This is a genomic window from Sphingosinicella sp. LHD-64 (assembly GCF_031157375.1).
Taxonomy (GTDB): Bacteria; Pseudomonadota; Alphaproteobacteria; order Sphingomonadales; family Sphingomonadaceae; genus Allosphingosinicella.
On record NZ_JAVIFV010000003.1, the window covers coordinates 687,822 to 704,393 of the forward strand.

At 69.1% G+C, this 16,572-nt stretch carries 23 protein-coding genes and 2 pseudogenes; 13 read left to right on the top strand and 12 right to left on the bottom strand.

The window, feature by feature from the left end; all coding sequences use genetic code 11:
• Nucleotides 1-111: 111 nt before the first annotated feature.
• Entirely contained in the window at nucleotides 112-507 is a 396-nt protein-coding gene (locus RCO27_RS11265; protein ID WP_309002770.1) for a RidA family protein, read from the top strand.
• Between the two features lie 4 nt (nucleotides 508-511).
• On the opposite strand, the gene RCO27_RS11270 is transcribed toward RCO27_RS11265, so the two are convergent.
• Genes RCO27_RS11270 through ftrA form a run of 4 tightly spaced genes read right to left on the bottom strand, consistent with a single transcriptional unit; the run spans nucleotide 512 to nucleotide 3,815 of the window.
• Nucleotides 512-1,651, bottom strand: a complete 1,140-nt coding sequence (locus tag RCO27_RS11270) for a GNAT family N-acetyltransferase (RefSeq protein ID WP_309002771.1) — start codon at nucleotides 1,649-1,651, stop codon at nucleotides 512-514.
• On the bottom strand, nucleotides 1,648-2,376 hold the full coding sequence (locus RCO27_RS11275; RefSeq protein ID WP_309002772.1) for a glycerophosphodiester phosphodiesterase family protein: 729 nt from the start codon (nucleotides 2,374-2,376) through the stop codon (nucleotides 1,648-1,650). Before RCO27_RS11275 ends, RCO27_RS11270 begins: the two co-directional genes overlap by 4 nt.
• Nucleotides 2,348-2,818: a RidA family protein gene (locus RCO27_RS11280; protein ID WP_309002773.1), complete on the bottom strand. Its 471-nt coding sequence runs from the start codon at nucleotides 2,816-2,818 to the stop codon at nucleotides 2,348-2,350. Before RCO27_RS11280 ends, RCO27_RS11275 begins: the two co-directional genes overlap by 29 nt.
• 31 nt (nucleotides 2,819-2,849) lie before the next feature.
• Nucleotides 2,850-3,815, bottom strand: coding sequence for a transcriptional regulator FtrA (gene ftrA / locus RCO27_RS11285; RefSeq protein WP_309002774.1), 966 nt, complete (start codon nucleotides 3,813-3,815; stop codon nucleotides 2,850-2,852).
• A 98-nt stretch (nucleotides 3,816-3,913) separates the two neighbouring features.
• On the opposite strand from ftrA, the gene RCO27_RS11290 reads away from it, so the two are divergent.
• On the top strand, nucleotides 3,914-4,240 hold the full coding sequence (locus RCO27_RS11290) for a hypothetical protein (protein WP_309002775.1): 327 nt from the start codon (nucleotides 3,914-3,916) through the stop codon (nucleotides 4,238-4,240).
• Here RCO27_RS11290 and RCO27_RS11295 read toward each other — a convergent pair.
• Together RCO27_RS11295 and RCO27_RS11300 are read right to left on the bottom strand one after the other, a co-directional pair.
• Nucleotides 4,237-4,881 (bottom strand): HAD family hydrolase, encoded by a 645-nt coding sequence (locus RCO27_RS11295; RefSeq protein WP_309002776.1) that lies wholly within the window; start codon nucleotides 4,879-4,881, stop codon nucleotides 4,237-4,239. The genes RCO27_RS11290 and RCO27_RS11295 overlap by 4 nt on opposite strands.
• Complete coding sequence (locus tag RCO27_RS11300) at nucleotides 4,878-5,144, bottom strand: DUF3572 domain-containing protein (RefSeq protein ID WP_309002777.1); 267 nt, start codon at nucleotides 5,142-5,144, stop codon at nucleotides 4,878-4,880. Before RCO27_RS11300 ends, RCO27_RS11295 begins: the two co-directional genes overlap by 4 nt.
• A gap of 17 nt (nucleotides 5,145-5,161) precedes the next feature.
• Between RCO27_RS11300 and RCO27_RS11305 the strand changes: the two are divergent.
• Nucleotides 5,162-5,521, top strand: a pseudogene (locus tag RCO27_RS11305) (response regulator); the annotation flags it as partial.
• 252 nt (nucleotides 5,522-5,773) lie between these two features.
• Here RCO27_RS11305 and rpmG read toward each other — a convergent pair.
• Nucleotides 5,774-5,941 (bottom strand): 50S ribosomal protein L33, encoded by a 168-nt coding sequence (gene rpmG, locus RCO27_RS11310; protein WP_309002778.1) that lies wholly within the window; start codon nucleotides 5,939-5,941, stop codon nucleotides 5,774-5,776.
• Nucleotides 5,942-6,121: 180 nt separating this feature from the next.
• Between rpmG and RCO27_RS11315 the strand changes: the two genes are divergently transcribed.
• From RCO27_RS11315 to RCO27_RS11325, 3 genes and pseudogenes are all read left to right on the top strand, one after another.
• Nucleotides 6,122-6,445, top strand: a complete 324-nt coding sequence (locus RCO27_RS11315; protein ID WP_309002779.1) for a hypothetical protein — start codon at nucleotides 6,122-6,124, stop codon at nucleotides 6,443-6,445.
• A 10-nt stretch (nucleotides 6,446-6,455) separates the two neighbouring features.
• Nucleotides 6,456-7,019, top strand: a complete 564-nt coding sequence (locus RCO27_RS11320) for a TMEM165/GDT1 family protein (RefSeq protein ID WP_309002780.1) — start codon at nucleotides 6,456-6,458, stop codon at nucleotides 7,017-7,019.
• A 26-nt stretch (nucleotides 7,020-7,045) separates the two neighbouring features.
• Nucleotides 7,046-7,588: pseudogene (locus tag RCO27_RS11325) on the top strand (alpha/beta hydrolase); the annotation flags it as partial.
• Between the two features lie 353 nt (nucleotides 7,589-7,941).
• Here RCO27_RS11325 and RCO27_RS11330 read toward each other — a convergent pair.
• The gene (locus RCO27_RS11330; protein ID WP_309002781.1) at nucleotides 7,942-8,775 is read right to left on the bottom strand and encodes a metallophosphoesterase; all 834 of its coding nucleotides are present in this window, start codon (nucleotides 8,773-8,775) and stop codon (nucleotides 7,942-7,944) included.
• Nucleotides 8,776-8,916: 141 nt separating this feature from the next.
• Between RCO27_RS11330 and RCO27_RS11335 the strand changes: the two genes are divergently transcribed.
• The 3 genes from RCO27_RS11335 to RCO27_RS11345 all read left to right on the top strand — a co-directional run bounded on the left by RCO27_RS11335 (nucleotide 8,917) and on the right by RCO27_RS11345 (nucleotide 11,426).
• Complete coding sequence (locus RCO27_RS11335; RefSeq protein WP_309002782.1) at nucleotides 8,917-9,405, top strand: DNA starvation/stationary phase protection protein; 489 nt, start codon at nucleotides 8,917-8,919, stop codon at nucleotides 9,403-9,405.
• Between the two features lie 30 nt (nucleotides 9,406-9,435).
• Nucleotides 9,436-11,040: a cisplatin damage response ATP-dependent DNA ligase gene (locus tag RCO27_RS11340; RefSeq protein WP_309002783.1), complete on the top strand. Its 1,605-nt coding sequence runs from the start codon at nucleotides 9,436-9,438 to the stop codon at nucleotides 11,038-11,040.
• A gap of 140 nt (nucleotides 11,041-11,180) precedes the next feature.
• Nucleotides 11,181-11,426: a hypothetical protein gene (locus RCO27_RS11345; protein ID WP_309002784.1), complete on the top strand. Its 246-nt coding sequence runs from the start codon at nucleotides 11,181-11,183 to the stop codon at nucleotides 11,424-11,426.
• A gap of 281 nt (nucleotides 11,427-11,707) precedes the next feature.
• On the opposite strand, the gene RCO27_RS11350 is transcribed toward RCO27_RS11345, so the two are convergent.
• Together RCO27_RS11350 and RCO27_RS11355 are read right to left on the bottom strand one after the other, a co-directional pair.
• Entirely contained in the window at nucleotides 11,708-12,427 is a 720-nt protein-coding gene (locus RCO27_RS11350) for a Crp/Fnr family transcriptional regulator (RefSeq protein ID WP_309002785.1), read from the bottom strand.
• Between the two features lie 16 nt (nucleotides 12,428-12,443).
• On the bottom strand, nucleotides 12,444-12,698 hold the full coding sequence (locus tag RCO27_RS11355; RefSeq protein WP_309002786.1) for a DUF6894 family protein: 255 nt from the start codon (nucleotides 12,696-12,698) through the stop codon (nucleotides 12,444-12,446).
• Nucleotides 12,699-12,827: 129 nt separating this feature from the next.
• Between RCO27_RS11355 and RCO27_RS11360 the strand changes: the two genes are divergently transcribed.
• Nucleotides 12,828-13,034: a hypothetical protein gene (locus tag RCO27_RS11360; RefSeq protein ID WP_309002787.1), complete on the top strand. Its 207-nt coding sequence runs from the start codon at nucleotides 12,828-12,830 to the stop codon at nucleotides 13,032-13,034.
• 4 nt (nucleotides 13,035-13,038) lie between these two features.
• On the opposite strand, the gene RCO27_RS11365 is transcribed toward RCO27_RS11360, so the two are convergent.
• On the bottom strand, nucleotides 13,039-13,506 hold the full coding sequence (locus tag RCO27_RS11365) for a YbaK/EbsC family protein (RefSeq protein ID WP_309002788.1): 468 nt from the start codon (nucleotides 13,504-13,506) through the stop codon (nucleotides 13,039-13,041).
• 119 nt (nucleotides 13,507-13,625) lie between these two features.
• Between RCO27_RS11365 and RCO27_RS11370 the strand changes: the two genes are divergently transcribed.
• From RCO27_RS11370 to ybaL, 3 genes are all read left to right on the top strand, one after another.
• Nucleotides 13,626-13,988 carry a hypothetical protein gene (locus RCO27_RS11370; protein ID WP_309002789.1) on the top strand — a complete coding sequence of 121 codons (363 nt, stop codon included), beginning with the start codon at nucleotides 13,626-13,628 and terminating at the stop codon, nucleotides 13,986-13,988.
• A 76-nt stretch (nucleotides 13,989-14,064) separates the two neighbouring features.
• Nucleotides 14,065-14,391, top strand: coding sequence for a hypothetical protein (locus RCO27_RS11375; protein WP_309002790.1), 327 nt, complete (start codon nucleotides 14,065-14,067; stop codon nucleotides 14,389-14,391).
• 63 nt (nucleotides 14,392-14,454) lie between these two features.
• Nucleotides 14,455-16,074, top strand: coding sequence for a YbaL family putative K(+) efflux transporter (gene ybaL / locus RCO27_RS11380; RefSeq protein ID WP_309002791.1), 1,620 nt, complete (start codon nucleotides 14,455-14,457; stop codon nucleotides 16,072-16,074).
• On the opposite strand, the gene RCO27_RS11385 is transcribed toward ybaL, so the two are convergent.
• Nucleotides 16,071-16,568 carry a VOC family protein gene (locus RCO27_RS11385; protein WP_309002792.1) on the bottom strand — a complete coding sequence of 166 codons (498 nt, stop codon included), beginning with the start codon at nucleotides 16,566-16,568 and terminating at the stop codon, nucleotides 16,071-16,073. The genes ybaL and RCO27_RS11385 overlap by 4 nt on opposite strands.
• Nucleotides 16,569-16,572: the final 4 nt, after the last annotated feature.

Sequence of the window (16,572 nt, forward strand, 5' to 3'; positions counted from 1 at the left end):
CCATCCGCCTTCCCATTGTGGCCGATCCCGGCAGCGCGCATGAAGACGCCATCGGGATGTGACCCCGTGCGCTAAAGTGTTGCGCGGACAGCATGATAGGGAGGCTCTTTCATGGAGACGGTGCATGTGCCGGGCCGGACGCCGGGCGGGCATTATGCGTTCGCGACGGCACATGACGGCCTCGTCTTCACCGCCGGGCACCTGCCCGTCGTCGCTGGCGGGCATGAGCTGGCGAAGGCGGGCTTCGAGGCGCAGGTCCGCCAGACCTTCCGCAACCTGTTCGACACGCTCGCCGCTGCCAACGCCGGGCCGCAGGATGTGCTGCGCGTCACCGTGTTCGTCGTCGGGATGGACCACTGGGCGCCGTTCAACGCGCTGTTCGCGGAGATCTTCGGGGAGCACCGGCCGGCGCGGACCGTCGTTCCGGTGCCGGAGCTCCATTACGGCTATCTGGTCGAGATCGAGGCGATCGCCGCGCAGCCGCGGGATGGCAATGAGGTTGCGTAGCTGCCTAGCCCGTCTTCCGGAACGGCGTCAGCTCGTCCATGGCTTCGATCTCCCGGGCGACGGCGGCGCGTTCGGCGGCGAGATAGTCGGCGACGGCGCGACGGAAGCCGGGATTGGCGATGTAATGGGCTGACCAGGTCGGGACCGGGCGATAGCCGCGGGCGAGCTTGTGGCCGCCCTGCGCGCCGGCCTCGACCCGATGGAGACCGCGCGCGATCGCGAAGTCGATCGCCTGATAATAGCAGAGCTCGAAATGGAGGTGGGGCACATCCTCGGTGCAGCCCCAGTAGCGACCGTAGAGGGCCTCGGCGCCGATCAGGTTGAGCGCGCCGGCGATGGGGATGCCGTCGCGCAGCGCGAAGACCAGCAGCACCTTGTCGGCGAGCCGTTCGCCGAGCAGCGAGAAGAAGGGGCGGGTGAGATAGGGGCGGCCCCATTTGCGGGCGCCGGTGTCCTGGTAGAAGGTCCAGAAGGCGTCCCAGTGGGTTTCGGTCAGGTCGTCGCCGGTAAGGTGGACGATCTCCAGGCCCTGGCTCGCCGCAGCGCGCTCCTTGCGGATCGCCTTGCGCTTGCGCGAGGTGAGGGAGGCGAGGAAGTCATCGAAGCTTCGATAGCCGTCATTATGCCAGTGGAACTGGTTGTCCTCGCGGATCAGCCAGCCGGCGCGTTCGAAGACCGCGACCTCGTCGCCATGGATGAAGGTGGCGTGGGCGGAGGAGAGGTGGTTCGCCTCGACGATCCGCTCGGCGGCGGCGATCAAGGCGGGAGCGAGCGGCGCGGCGCGGGCGAGCAGGCGGCGGCCCGGCACCGGCGTGAACGGCACGGCGATCTGGAGCTTGGGATAATAGCGCCCGCCGGCCCGCTCGAAGGCGTCGGCCCAGGCGTGGTCGAAGACATATTCGCCCTGACTGTGGCTCTTCACATAGGCGGGGAGTACCGCATCCGGGCGGCCGTCCGGGCCGTCAATGGCGATCGGGACGGGCTGCCAGCCGGTTTCGAGGACCGCGCTGCCGGATTCCTCCAGCGCCGAGAGGAAGGCGTGGCTGAGGAACGGATCGTCGGAGCCGGCGCAGCGGTCCCAGTCTTCGGCGGAAAAGTCCGCGACACCCTGCGCGATGCGGGCGACGACCGCTTCGCCGCTCATGCCGGGACCTCGTAGATGATCTGATCAACGCTCGCCGCAGCGATGGTGCGCTGGGCGTCGGTGCGGACCGTCCAGGTGCCGACCTTCATGCCTTTCGCGCGGACCGCATCGACAAAGCGCGAGGGCAGGTCGCGGATGTCGTAGGCGAGGAAATCGGCCCTCGACCATCTGAGCGAGAGCCAGCGCTTCAGCCACCCGTGCCGGGGCCGACCCTCCTCGGTTACGACGAGGCCGCGCAGCACGTCGGGTGCGCGCTTCGCGAACCAGTGCCCGATCGCCGGATTGAACGACATCACCGCCACCGGGCCGATATAGGAGGCGAGCGCACGGTTCACAGCTTCGCAGAGCGGCGCGACGTCGCGGCCGGGCGATTTCACCTCGATCAGCAGCGGCGCGCGGCCGTCGATCAGCGCCAGTATGTCCGGGAGGATCGGGATCGCCTCTTCGGTGCCGGTCAGCCGGTGCGCGGAGATCGCGGCGGCAGGGAGATCGGCGAGTTTGCCGTCCGCGCCGGCCAGCCGCCTGAGATCGTAGTCGTGGAAGACGATCGCTTCGCCGTCGGCCGAGACCTGGACGTCGAGCTCGATGCCGTGGCCGGCGTCGAGCGCGGCGCGGAACGCCGACGGGCTGTTCTCGACCATGCCGCGGCCATGCAGGCCGCGGTGGGCGAAGGGCTTCGCGAAAAGCTCGCCGAGCCTAGCTGGCCTTGACGGCGATGATGGCATCGATCTCGACCGCGGCGCCGAGCGGCAGCACCGGCACGCCGACGGCGCTGCGGGTATGGCGTCCCGCCTCGCCGAACACCTTCTCCATCAGCTCCGACGCGCCGTTGGCGACCTTGGGCTGGTCGGTGAAGTCGGGGGTCGAGGCGACGAAGGCGCCGAGCTTGACGATCCGCTCGACCCGGTCGAGCGAGCCCAAAGCCTTCTGCATCTGCGCGATCAGCATCAGGCCGCAGCGCTCGGCCGCCTGCTGGCCGGCGGCGACGTCCATGTCCTTGCCGAGCGTCCCGGTGATCCGGCTGCCGTCGGGCGCGAAGGAGATCTGGCCCGAGATGAAGAGCAGGCCGCCCACTTCCAGCGTCGGCACATAGGCGGCGACGGGCGCCGCGGCTTCGGGAAGGGCGAGGCCGAGCTCGGCGATGCGGGCGGAGATGCTGTCGGTCATGCCGCCGCTAAGCACTGCCGACGGGGCGGGGTCAAGCGTGCGTGTGACCGAAATGCTGGCGGTAGCGGGTCGGGGTGACGTCGAGCTGCCGCGCGAAATGGTGGCGGAGCGCCGCGGCGGTGCCGAAGCCGGCGAGACGGGCGATCTCCTCGATCGGCGCGGCGCTGGTCTCGAGCAGCTCGCGGGCGCGACCGATCCGCTCCAGCCGCAGCCATTCGGCGGGCGGCAGGCCGGTCGCCTCGTTGAAGCGGCGGACGAGGGTGCGGCGGCTCATGCCGGCGCGGGCGGCCATGCTTGCGACGGTCCAGGGGTCGTCGAGCCCGGCGCGGACATCGTCCATCAGCCGGCCGAGGCGGCCCGCCTCGTGGTCGCGCGGCAGCGGGCGCTCGACGAACTGGCGCTGGTCGCCGCCGCGATGGGCCGCGACCACCAGCCGCCGTGCCACCATGTTGGCGATGGCGCCGCCATAATCCTGGCGGACGAGATGGAGGCAGAGGTCGACGCCGGAGGCGCCGCCCGCCGAGGTCAGGATCGATCCGTCGTCGAGGTAGAGGACGTCGCGGACCACGCGGATTGCCGGATATTCGGCGACCATGCGGTCCATGTGGCGCCAGTGGGTGGTGGCGCGCCGCCCGTCGAGCAGGCCGGCCGAGGCGAGCAGGAACGAGCCGGTGCAGATCGAGACGAGCCGCGCACCGCGCGCGTGGGCCGCGACCAGCGCGGCGCGGACAGGGTGTTCGCGATCCTCGGGCGGCCAGCCGGGGATGATGATCGTGTCGGCCTCGGCGAGCAATTCGATGCCGCCGTCGGTGGTGATCGTGACGCCGCCGGGGGCGCGGACCGGGCGCGGCTGGATGTTGGCGGCCGAGAAACGGTACCAGTGCGGGCTGATGTCGTAGCGCACCTCGCCGAAAATCTCCGCCGCCATGCCGAATTCGAACAGGGCGAGCCCCTCATAGGCGACGACCACGACGTGATGACGCGGGCGCGGGGGCATATCCTTTGGCACGATATCGATCATAGATGGCAAATGCGCCACTGGCGAGTCCGGCCGGGCGCGCGTGATTCTCCCGTTCCAAGGCAGGAGAATGAGAGATGAAACGGGTCGTTTCAGCTGGTCTTGCTGTGATCGTGCTGGCGCTTTCCGCACCCACGCTCGCCCAGCGGCAGCGGGAGATGGCGGCAACGGCGCGGGTCGCACCCGCCTTCCGCGGGTCCGAGCGGGTGGCGGTCGACGGCCGCGTCTGGCGCTGCCAAGGCGAGACGTGCACGGGCCGGGTGCCCGCCGACGCGCGCGGCCAGGAACGGGCCTGCACGCGGCTCGGGCTCCAGCTCGAACGGATTCTCGCCTTCGAGGTCGCCGGCACGCCGCTGTCGCAAGAGACGCTGACGCGCTGCAACCGGGGGCGGCAGCCCGGCTAGGAAGCGGTTCCGTCCGCGAACTTGCCCCGGATCCAGGGCAGCGCCTTGCCCCAATCGTCGATGCGCGCATGAGCATGGGCAGCCGGTGGCGTCGTCGCGGCGAGGCGCGGCTCGGCGATCATGTGCAGGCGCCACACGTCAGGCGCGTGCTTGGCGACCGATTCATGGTGGACGGCGAGGTCGTCGACGAACACGGTGACGCTCGGCCGCATCGCCTCGATCAGCTCGCGGACCGGCCGGCCCTTGCCGCCCTGGTTGCACAGCACGCGGTGGCGGATGTCGAACGCCTCCAATTGGGCGACGCGGTTCGCCTGATAGTCGTCGCCGATATTGGTCAGGATCACGATGTCGGCCGCGTCCTCGATCGCGCGCAGCGCCTCCACCGCCCCCGGGACGAGGTTCTGCCGGTGCATCTCGCCTTCGAAGAACATGTCGAGCAGCGGCCAGACCCGCTCCTCCGGCACGATCCGCCCGTCCTTGTGCCGGAGCGCGCCGGCGAAGCCGGGTGCGTCGAGGGCGAAATGGAGATCGGCCGCCTCGTCGACCCATTCGGCGAAATGGGTGACGAAATGGAGCAGCACCTCATCGCAGTCGGTGATGAGCAGCGGCCTGCCCTGAGCGTGTCGAACGGGGCGGCTCATGCCTCCAGCCTGCGCCGCGTTTCGGGCAGGTCGGCGGGCGCGACGCCGATCGCCTCGGCACAGGCGACGAGATCCGGCTCGTGCGCCTCGAGGAAGCGGATCGCCGCGGCCAGCGTCGCCGGCTCCGCGAGGCGCGTGCGCAGATCGTCGGGGGTCAGTCCGGTCAGCGCCAGGAACCGGTCGGCCCGTGCATCGTCGCCCAGCGTCCAGCCGAGCGCCGACAACGCGATCGCCTCATCGTTATTTGTTTGTTTGCCGTTCATCGCCTACGAGTGGCCAAGTGGGACAAAAAATCCTGGTTGTCGAGGACAACGAGCTCAATCTGAAGCTGTTCTGCGACCTGCTCCGCGCCCATGGTCACGAGGCCGAGCCGGTGCGCGACGGCCGCGAGGCGATGGAACGCGCCCGCACCTTCGCGCCCGATCTGGTCGTGATGGACATCCAGATGCCGCATGTCAGCGGCCTCGAGCTGATCGAGCAGATGAAGATCGACGCGGAGCTCATGACCACGCCGATCATGGCGGTGACGGCCTATGCCGCAAAGGGCGACGAGGAACGCATCCGCGACGCCGGCGCCGAGGGCTATGTCTCCAAGCCGATCTCGGTGCTGAAGTTCGTCGAGGCGGTGAACGAGCTGCTGGCGGCCGGCGCCGAACGCACGGCCGAGGCAGCGGACGTCAGCACGGCGCCCGAAACGCCGGAAGCGGCCGAACTCGAGGATCCGGCCGCTTCCGAAGGGATTAAATGATGGAGTCCGAAACTCCCTTCAATCGTCATCCTGACGAAAGTCAGGATCCATGAACGCCAGCCTGGTCCAATTTCGTACCGTGGTGTTCATGGGTCCCGGATCAAGTCCGGGATGACGAGCCGCGGGCATTCGCCCGCAGGCGCGTCATTTGATCTTGGCTTCCTTGAACTCGACGTGCTTGCGCGCGACGGGATCATATTTGCGGAAGGTCATCTTCTCCGTGATGTTCCGCGGATTCTTCTTGGTCACGTAGAAGAACCCCGTGTCGGCGGAGCTGACGAGCTTGATCTTGACCGTGGTCGGCTTGGCCATGACAGCCTCTTTCTCGAATGCGGGTGCCTGAAATAAAGAAAGCGGCGAAACCGCCGCCCTCGCTGCGTCGCGCCTCCTGCCGATCCGAACCGATTCTGTCAAGTGTGCGGAGGCTTAACGGGCCGGTAACCATGATGCGCGCATGCTGGGGCCGGACGCCCAACAAGCGGGAGCGCGGGCATGCAGTGGGACGAGGACGGGGTGAACGTGGTGCGGGCCGATCTGCATGACCGGCTCGACATGCTGCAGAAGGCCGGTGCGAAGCTGACCATGCGCGACTTCGTGTCGCAGCTGGCGACGATCCGCACCATCGCCGGCGCCTACGGCATGATCCCGGTCGTCTGCCTTGCCGAGGCGCTGGAGCGGGCGGTGCGCAACCAGCCGCGCGGCTGCCCGGCCGACATCTATTTCGAGCGGCTGCGTGACGCGGTCGGCTGCGGCCCGACCGCGGCCACGGTGAGCGAGCCGATGCTCGCCACCATCTCGCTCCGCATGCGCGCCTGATCCTCAGGCGATGGACGCGCTCGTCACCGCCTTCGTCGCGGCCTTCCTCGCCGGATGGGGCGATCCGACCCAGCGCGTGACAGCGCGTCTCTCGGCACGGACCGGGCGCCCCGGGCTCGTCATCCTCGGCCTGCTCGCGGCCATCGTCGCCAGCAGCGTCGTCGCGGGAGCGGCCGGCGTGCTGGTCGCCGGCACCGTCCCGGTCCGCGCGATGAGCCTGATGGTTGCACTGGCGCTGCTGTACAGCGGCGTTGCCGGCCTGATCCCTCGCCGCGACCCGTCGCTTGGCTCGATGACGCTTCCCGCCGTCCTCATCGCGGCGATCCTCTCCCTCGCGGCCGAGATGGGCGAGCGCGCCCAGTTCCTGACCTTCGCACTGGCCGGCCGGTTCGACAGCCTCCCGCTCACGGCGGCCGGCGCGGCGGCGGGAACGCTGGCTGCCTGCCTTCCCGCGGCCCTCCTCGGCGACGCGTTCTTCGGGGCCGTGCCGCTGCGCGCCATCCGCTACGCCGTCGCCGGCCTGTTCCTGATCGCGGGCTTCATCGTCGCCGTCGGCGCGCTCGGGCTTGCCTGATCGAAGCCTGGTGGCATGGTGCCGCAATGCGGGCGGCGAAACCGGTCCTTGCAGTGCTGGCGCTCAGCGCCCTCGTTCTGGCGGGGACGTGGACGGCGGGCTGGTTCTTCGCCCGTCCGATCAACCATCCGGTGCCGCCGCCGGATCCGCCCGGCCGGGTCGTGCACCTGACCGCCAGCGACGGGGTGCGGATCGAAGGCAGCTACTGGCCGGGCGAGCGGGAGGAAGGCCCGGCGATCCTCCTTCTCCATGGCATCAATGCGTCGCGCGAGATGTTCGACGCCCATGCGCGCTGGCTCAACGGTCTAGGTTATGCCGTCCTGGCGATCGACTTCCGCGGGCAAGGCGGGTCCGACGCCGTGCCGCGCACCTTCGGCTGGAACGAGACCCGCGATGCGCGGGCCGCGCTCGATTTCCTGCGGCGCCTGCATCCCGCGCGCAGGGTCGGGATCATCGGGGTCTCGATGGGCGGTGCGGCGGCGTTGATGGGCGAGGAGGGGCCGCTGCCGGTCGAGGCGATGGTGCTGCAGGCCGTCTATCCGAACCTGCGCACGGCGGTCGCCAATCGCGCCAACCGTGCCGGATCGCCGGTCCTCACTTTCTTCGCGGAGCCATTGCTCAGCTACCAGTCCTGGCCCCGCCACGGCGTCCGGCCGGAAGCGATCTCGCCGATCGGAGGCCTTGCACGCTATCCGGGCGACGTCCTCGTCATCGGCGGCGAAACCGATCTCAGCACGCTCCCGGTCGACACCGTCGCGATGTACCGGGCGGCGCCGGGGCGCAAGGCGCTGTGGCTGGTCGACGGCGCCAGCCATGTCGAAACCTCGAACCTCTGGTCGGAACCCTATCGCCGCCATGTCCGCTGCCTGTTCGCCCGGACGCTCGGGGAACCTGCCCGGGCCCGGCACCGGCCTGCGGTTGATCAGCGGCGCGGCCCGATCGTCACCAGCCAGAAGTCCGGCACCGCGCCGATCCGGAGCGGCAGGATGCTGGTGCCGAGGCCGGCGCTGACGACGAGCGTACGGCCGTTCTCGTCGATCCGCCCACAGGCATAGCGCTCGCCATAAGCCGACATGGTCGAGATCGCGCCGACCAGGGGCAGCCGGATCTGGCCGCAATGGGTATGGCCAGCGAGCATCAACCCCACATCGCGGGGGAGTTTCGGAAACGGATCAGGGCTGTGGCTGAGCATGACGCGGGCGCCCGGCAGGCGTCGCATCGCCGCGACCGTGGCCGGAAGATCGGCATGATCGGTGAACGCATCGTCCAGCCCGCCGATGACGAGCGGCCCGCGCGCCACAGCGCCGTTGTCCACCACCGTCACGCCGGCCTCCGACAGTGCCGAGCGCATCGCCGCGGCATCGCGCCAATGATCGTGATTGCCGAGCACCGCCGCCGTCCCGAACCGGGCGCGCAAGCCGGCCAAGGGCGCGATGCTCTCGTCAATGGCGTAGAAGCGGGTTGCCGTCCGCTTGTCGCTTACGAAGTCGCCGGCAATCAGCACGATGTCCGGCCGGAGCCGATTCACCGCCTCCACGATCCGTGCCAGCCGCGCCGGCGGCATGTCTGGTCCGGCGACGTGGATGTCGGTCAGCAGCACCGCGCGGACCGGCGGGGCGCCGGCGGGCCAGCCCGCCAGGCCGGCGCGGGTCTCGCGCACGACCGGATCGGCCGTCGCGGTCCGGTAGCCCCAGGCGACCAGACCTACGCCCAGAAGCGCGAGGACGACCATTATGAAGACGATCTTACGAACCATGGCCTTCCGATAGCCGACCGCCGTCATCACCGCATCCGATCACCGAGATCGAAATTTGCCGTCGTAACTTTCCGGTGGTTCGCTCATTGAGGGCTTCCTATCTTCAGCGCTGACCCCGAACGATTCCCCGAGGAGGCAAATATGTCCAGTTCCAAGCTCAGCACGCCCACCGATCTCGCCAGCAACGCCGCCAAGTCGGTCGCCGACGCGCTGAACGGCATCCTCGCCGACAGCTACGCGCTCTATCTCAAGACCAAGAATTTCCACTGGCACGTCTCGGGCCCGCATTTCCGCGACTATCACCTGCTGCTCGACGAGCAGGCGGCGCAGATCCTCGCCAGCACCGACGCGATCGCCGAGCGGGTGCGCAAGACCGGCAACACCACCCTGCGCTCGATCGGCGACATCGCCCGGCGCCAGACGATCAAGGACAACGACCAGGACTTCGTATCGGCCAAGGACATGCTGGCCGAGCTGCGCGAGGACAATCTGAAGCTGGTCGAGCAGCTGCGCGAGGCCAAGGAGATCGTCGACGCGGCGAAGGACAATGCGACCTCCGGCATCCTCGACGACTGGACCGACGAGGCCGAGGAGCGGGCGTGGTTCCTGTTCGAGGCCAGCCGGACCTGATCGCACCCGTCAGGCGTTGGCTGGCCTGACATGCGGGCCTTCTCCCAGCTTCTCGACGCGCTCGTCTATACCCGCTCGCGCACCGCGAAGCTGCGGCTGATCGGCGATTACCTCAGGCGCACGCCCGATCCAGACCGCGGTTATGCGCTGGCGGCGCTGACCGGCGAATTGAACCTGCCGGCGGTGAAGCCCGCGGCGATCCGGGCGATCGCCGAGGAACGGGTCGATCCGGTGCTGCTCTACATGAGCCGCGACTATGTCGGCGACATGGCCGAGACCGTGTCGCTGCTCTGGCCCAAGCCGGAAGGTGGCGGCAGCGATCTCGACGACGGGACGCTGAGGCTCGCCAATGTCGTCGAGCGGCTGGCGAGCCTTGGTCGGGCCGAAGCGCCGGGCGCGCTCGCGGCGATGCTCGATCAGCTCGATCCGAGCGGCCGCTTCGCGCTGCTGAAGCTCGCGACCGGGGCGCTCCGGATCGGCATCTCGGCGCGGCTCGCCAAGGTGGCGCTGGCCGAGGCGTTCGACCTCGATGTCGATGCGGTCGAGGAAGTGTGGCACGGCCTTGCGCCGCCCTACCTTCCGATCTTCGCCTGGGCGGAGGGACGCGGCGTGCAGCCGACCGCGGGCAACGTGCCGGTCTTTCGTCCGTTCATGCTCGCCCATCCGCTCGAGGAGGGCACGGTCTCACTGGACGACTATGCCGCCGAGTGGAAGTGGGACGGCATCCGGGTCCAGCTCGTCCGCGCCGGCGGCGAGACCCGGCTCTACAGCCGCGCCGGCGACGACGTGACCAGGAGCTTCCCCGACGTTGCCGGGGCCTTCGACGTCGAGGGCGTGCTCGACGGCGAGCTGCTGGTGCGGGGCACGGCACAGGGCGGCGAAGCGGGCGGTGCGGCGAGCTTCAACGCGCTCCAGCAGCGCCTTGGACGCAAGCAGGTCTCGGCGAAGATGCGCGCCGATTATCCGGCGTTCGTCCGGCTCTATGACATATTGTTCGATGGGCCCGAGGATCTGCGCGCCCAGACCTGGGCGGCGCGACGGGGCCGGCTGGAGGCATTCGTGCCGCGGCTCGACCCCGTCCGCTTCGACGTCTCCGCGCTGATCGACGCCCCCGACTTCGCGGCCCTTGAAGAAATCCGCACCGGCGCCCGCGACGCGGCGATCGAGGGGATCATGCTGAAGCGGCGCGACAGCCCCTATGTCTCGGGCCGCCGCGCCGGCCTGTGGTACAAATGGAAGCGCGACCCGCTCACCGCCGATTGCGTGCTGATGTATGCCCAGCGCGGCAGCGGCAAGCGCTCCTCCTATTATTCCGACTACACGTTCGGCTGCTGGAGCGGTGCGCCGGATTCGGGCGCCGAGCTGCTTCCGGTCGGCAAGGCCTATTTCGGCTTCACCGACGAGGAGCTGAAATGGCTCGACCGGTTCGTGCGGGGCCACACCATCGCGCGCTTCGGCCCGGTCCGGGAGGTGGAGAAGACGCTGGTGCTCGAAGTCGCCTTCGATTCCATCCACCTGAGCAAACGCCACAAATCGGGCCTCGCCATGCGCTTCCCGCGCATCTCGCGCATCCGCACCGACAAGCCCGCGCACGAGGCGGACACGATCGAGGCGCTGATGCGCCTGGCGACCTGACGGGCATTTCCGGCGCGTTAACCTCCGGGCCGCGGCCATCCCGGTACGGGACGGCCGAAAATCGCGTGATGACAAGACCTTGGCCGGAGATCAAGGAACCGTCGGCGCAAGCCCGTCTTGCGCGAGAAGAGAGATCCAAAATGGCCAAGGCATTGCCGGCCACCGCGCCCGCCAGGGGCCTGTTCTACGATCCGGCACGGCGCGGCTATGCCGCCGTGTACCGCGAGAACGAGCTCAACCACTGCCCCGGCTGCGGCCGGACGCACTGGCATATCGGACGCACCACCGCCGAATGCGGCTTCTGCGCCACCGCGCTGCCGCTCGCCTCCGCGACAAGCCAGGGCATGCGCGGCCTGTTCCGCAGCCACCGCCCGATCGCGGCCTAGGTGGTTGGTCCCGTGGAGTGGTGATACGGGTGATCATCATGCGTGGCGGGAGGAGCTATGGGTCAGGTTCTACACGGGACCAAACAACTAGAGGCTCAGCGTAGTCTGAAACGCAGCCATCAGACTTGCATCGTCGTTGCGAGGAGCGAAGCGACGAAGATGCACAGGTCGCCATGGCCCCCGGACATGGCTGCGGCCTGCGGGGCAGGCCGCACCTGTGCATCTAGCTGACTCGAAGGCCGCACTGGATTGCTTCGCTGTGCTCGCAATGACGAAATGTTCTAGATCGGGCGCCGGTCCAGATAGAGATAGGCGGGACGGAACTCGGCGATGCGCTCGAGCCCGGCGCGGTCGAGCATCGTCACCCGGCCACCCCGGAACTCGACGAGGCGCCGCTCGCGCAGCTGGCGGAGCACGCGGTTGACGTGGACCGAGGTGAGGCCGACGCATTCGGCGATCTCGGTCTGGGTGAACTTGAAGTCGTAGCCGGCCTCCTCCGCCAGGCCGACGATCTCGAGCCGCGCCTGCAGCTCGCAGAACAGGTGCGCGACCCGCGCGATCGCGCTGCGCCGGCCGAGCGAAAGCTCCCATTCGCGATGCATGGCGGCGTCGAGATTGGTCGAGAACCAGAACAGGCGGGTGAGATGCGGCTCCTCCTCGGTCATCGCCTTCAGCCGCTCGTGCGGCACGAGCACGACCTTGCAGCGCGTCATCGCCATCACATTGTGGTCGAGCCGCTTCAGCGTGAAGCTGTGCAGGTCGAGGAAATCGCCGGGGACGTGGATGGCCGAGATCTGCCGACCGCCGTCGCGCAGGTCCTTGTAGCGGCACATCATGCCTTCGAGCAGCAGCGAGGAGAAATCGAGCGGCTCGCCCTCCTGGATCACCGTCTTGTCGGCGGGATAGTCGCGGATCTCGCCGGCGAGGCGCCCGAGGGCAAGTTCCTCCAGATCGGCAATTTCATCTCGCGCGCGCAGCTTGCGCAGGAGGTAGTCGATCATGTCGTGTCGGAGCCCCTCAGCCGTCCAGCCGCAGGTCGAACGCCTCGTGGAACGGCACAGCGAGAAGCGTTTCGCCCGTCGCGTTGCTTATCACGATGGCGCCGGTGAGGTCGATCCGGCCATCCCGCGCCTCCTCCGCCACGATCGAGCGGATGCCCTCGATCGCGCGCTCGCGCGCGTCCGGAATGCCCGAAAGGTCGACCCCTTCCTCGTCCCGCACATCGCCGATGCCGTTCTGGATATGGAGATAGTAGCGCGGCACGACGGTCACCTGACTAGAGGAAGCGCGGGGAAGAACCGTCGCCGCGGGGCGCTGGTTCCGGCACCCTTGATGGAGGTTAGGGTCGGCACGGTCGCGACATGCTAGCGACAGGCGATGCCGTGCTATCAGCTCTATCTCATGGACCCGCATTCGGGGCATATCGACCGGATCGACCAGCTTTATGCGGGGGACGATGTCGAGGCGATCTCCCTCGCCAGGCAGACCAAGCGAAAGGTGCCGGTGGAAGTGTGGCGGGACGGCCGCAAGATCGTGCGGATCGACGCGGCGCCGGGGGTATGGGCACGCTACCAGGCCGGCGACCTGACGCCGTCGCGAACGGACTGACCGCTCAGTCCGGCGGGCGGCACGCGTCGACCCAGCCCCGCGACACCAGGGCGGCGAGCCGGTCGGGCGCGACCTCGACCGAGCTGTTCAAGGAGCCGGCTGCGGGAAAGACCGTGGCGTAGCCCTTGAGCGACACGTCGCAATAGACGGGGAGCGGGCTCGCCAGGCCGAATGGGCAGACGCCACCGACCGGATGGCCGGTGAGCGCCAGCGTCTCCTCCGGCCCCAGCATGCGCGGGCGGCCGCCGAACGCGGCTTTGGCCTTGCCGTTGTCGAGCCGCGCATCGCCGCGGGCGACGAGCAGGAACACCTCACCGTTGACGCGCACCGCCAGCGTCTTGGCGATCCGCGCCGGTTCGACGCCCAGCGCCCCGGCGGCCTCCGCGACCGTCGCGGTGCTGGTTGCGACTTCGATGATCGGGAGGTCGGGCGCATGCGCGGCCAGCCAGGCACGGACGGATTCGAGGCTCATGGAGCCGGCTCTACCGGGGCGCGCCGTCCGCCGCCAAGGGCCGCTTTGAACGCACCGGTCCTTTCATGCTAGGTTCAAGCCGCCGCGGCCAGTCGGCCGGGCGCAAGCAGGAGACGTGGATGGCGTTCGCGCCGCGGACATGGCTGTATCTGACGTGCCTGTGGCTCTCGATCGCCACGGCGCTGGGCCATGCCGTCGCGCCGGTCGGCTCGCCGCTGGCAAGGACCGCCGGCTCCGCCTTCTCCGCCTCGACCACCGACGTCGCGCTCGCGGCACCCCGCATCGGGCTCGCATCCGCGAAGCCGACCGCGATCGACGACGGTGGCCCCTTCGCGGGCGACATGCCGTTCATCGGCAGCCCGGCCGCCGCAGTGCCGGCCCGGTTCGTCGAAGACATCTCCTTCCAGCCGGTACCGGCAGATCCGGTCCCTTCGTTCCCGCGTTCCAAAGGTTTCGACGCCCGCGCCCCGCCGCGCGTCTGAGCCACCACATTCGAACGCAATCTGCGTACGGCGACGGCCCGAGCGCCGCGCCGGCGCAAAGCCATGGAACGAAGACATGAATGCACTGAACCAGACGACAACCCATCACACGCGAATCGTCGACGAGGATCAGATGGCCCGGATGGAGGCGCTGCTGCGCCGCTATCCCGGCCTCACCGACGACGAGACGCACGCGCTGCTCCAGTTCGTCCGCAACGGACCGGCCCTCGAGCTCGGGCTGATCAGCGGCAAGGACGACCTGAAGCCGCAGCTGGATCGTTTCCGGGCCGACCATGCCAAGGCCCTGTCGATCGGCATGCGCGAAATCGCGATCATCGCGGCGCTCGTCATCGCGGTCGTCGTCGCGGTCGTCCTGCTTTGGGATGCCGGCGGCGGCAGGTAGACTCCTGCGGGCGTGCGATGGCCCGGCGCCCGCACGCCCGCCAAAACCAGAAGGGACACGTCAATGCCCCACCACACCCCGCTGATCGGCACGATCGTCGCCGGCCTCGTCATCGCCTTCGCGCTCGGCGCGCTGGCGCACCGCCTCAGGATGCCGCCGATCGTCGGCTACCTGCTCGCCGGCGTCGCCGTCGGGCCGTTCACGCCCGGCTTTGTCGCCGACGCGAACCTGGCGAGCGAGCTGGCCGAGATCGGCGTCATCCTGCTGATGTTCGGCGTCGGCCTGCATTTCTCGCTGCGCGACCTCCTGTCGGTCAAGAACATCGCGGTGCCGGGCGCGCTCGTGCAGATCGCCACGGCGACCCTGATGGGCATGGCGCTGGCCTGGGCGCTCGGCTGGTCGGTGTCGGCGGGGTTCGTGTTCGGCCTGTCGCTGTCGGTCGCCAGCACCGTCGTGCTGCTCCGCGCGCTGCAATCGCGCGACCTGGTCGAGACCGAGCGGGGCCGGATCGCGGTCGGCTGGCTGATCGTCGAGGATCTGGCGATGGTGCTGGCGCTGGTGCTGCTGCCGGCGCTGGCGAACACCGCAGGGCAGGGCGGCACGGAGCTGCTGAGCTCGGTGCTCGGGATCGTGCTCAAGGTCGCCGGCTTCATCGCCTTCATGCTGGTGGTCGGGCGGCGGATCATCCCCTGGCTGCTCCACTGGGTGGTGCACACCGGCTCGCGCGAGCTGTTCCGGCTCGCCGTGCTGGCGATCGCGCTCGGCGTCGCGTTCGGCGCGGCGATCGCGTTCGACGTCTCCTTCGCCTTGGGCGCCTTCTTCGCTGGCATGATCCTGGGCGAGACGCCGCTCAGCCGCCGTGCGACCGAGGAGACGCTGCCGCTGCGCGATGCGTTCGCCGTCCTGTTCTTCGTCTCGGTCGGCATGCTGTTCAATCCGGCGGTGATCACCCAGCAGCCGGGGCCACTGCTCGCCACCGTCGCGATCATCGTCGTCGGCAAGTCGGTTGCCGCCTACCTCATCGTCCGCGCCTTCGGCCATCCGACCCAGACGGCGATGGCGGTGTCGGTCAGCCTCGCCCAGATCGGCGAATTCTCCTTCATCCTCGCCGGGCTCGGCACCGGCCTCGGCATCCTGCCGCCGGAGGGACGCGACCTCATCCTCGCCGGCGCAATCCTCTCGATCCTGGTCAATCCGTTCCTGTTCCGGTTCGTCGGCGGCCGGGGCGAGGGCGACGAGGCGCCGTCGGCCGAGACGCCCGAGCCGGCCAAGCCGCAGGGCCATGTCATCCTGATCGGCTATGGCCGGGTCGGCCGGCTGATCGCTGCGGGCCTGCGCGACCGGGGACGCTCGCTCACCGTGATCGAGGATCAGGGCGACATCGCCAGCGAAGCCGCCGACGCGGGCATCGAGGTGGTGGTCGGCAATGCGACCGAGCCGCGCGTGCTGCGCGAGGCCGGGATCGCCTGCGCGGCGAAGCTGCTGATCGCGATCCCCGAAGGATTCGAAGGCGGCGCGATCGCCGAGAAGGCGCGGGCGCTGAGGCCGGACATCCCGATCATCGCCCGCGCCCATTCGGAGGCGGAGGTGGAGCATCTCGAGAGGCTCGGCGCCGGCCAGGTGGTCATGGCCGAGCGCGAGGCCGCGGCGAAGATGCTCGAACTCGTGGGGACGACGACCTAGGCGGTCGCCGGTTCCCTGAGGGCGGCTTCGATGGTCGCGACGTCAATCTTCTGCATCGTCATCATCGCCTCGAACGCGCGCTTGGCGGCCGCACGGTCCGGATTGTCCAGCGCCTCGATCAGCACGCGCGGGGTGATCTGCCAGGAAAAGCCCCAGCGATCCTTGCACCAGCCGCATTCGCTCTCCGCACCGCCATTCTGGACGATGGCGTTCCAGTAGCGGTCGGTCTCTTCCTGATCCTCGGTGATGACCATGAAGCTGACCGCCTCGTTCGGCTTGAAGTTCGAGCCGCCGTTCAGGCCGACGAAGGCCCGGCCGAGGACGGTGAAATCGACGGTGATCTCGTTGCCCGCGCCGCCGTCGGGATAGTCGGCCGGCGCTTCGTGCCCCGATCCGACGTGGCTGTCGGGGAAGGTCGCCGCATAGAATTCCGCCGCCTCGCGCGCCTTGCCATGGTCGAACCACAGGCAGGTGGTCAGCTTGTCGTAACCCATTTTC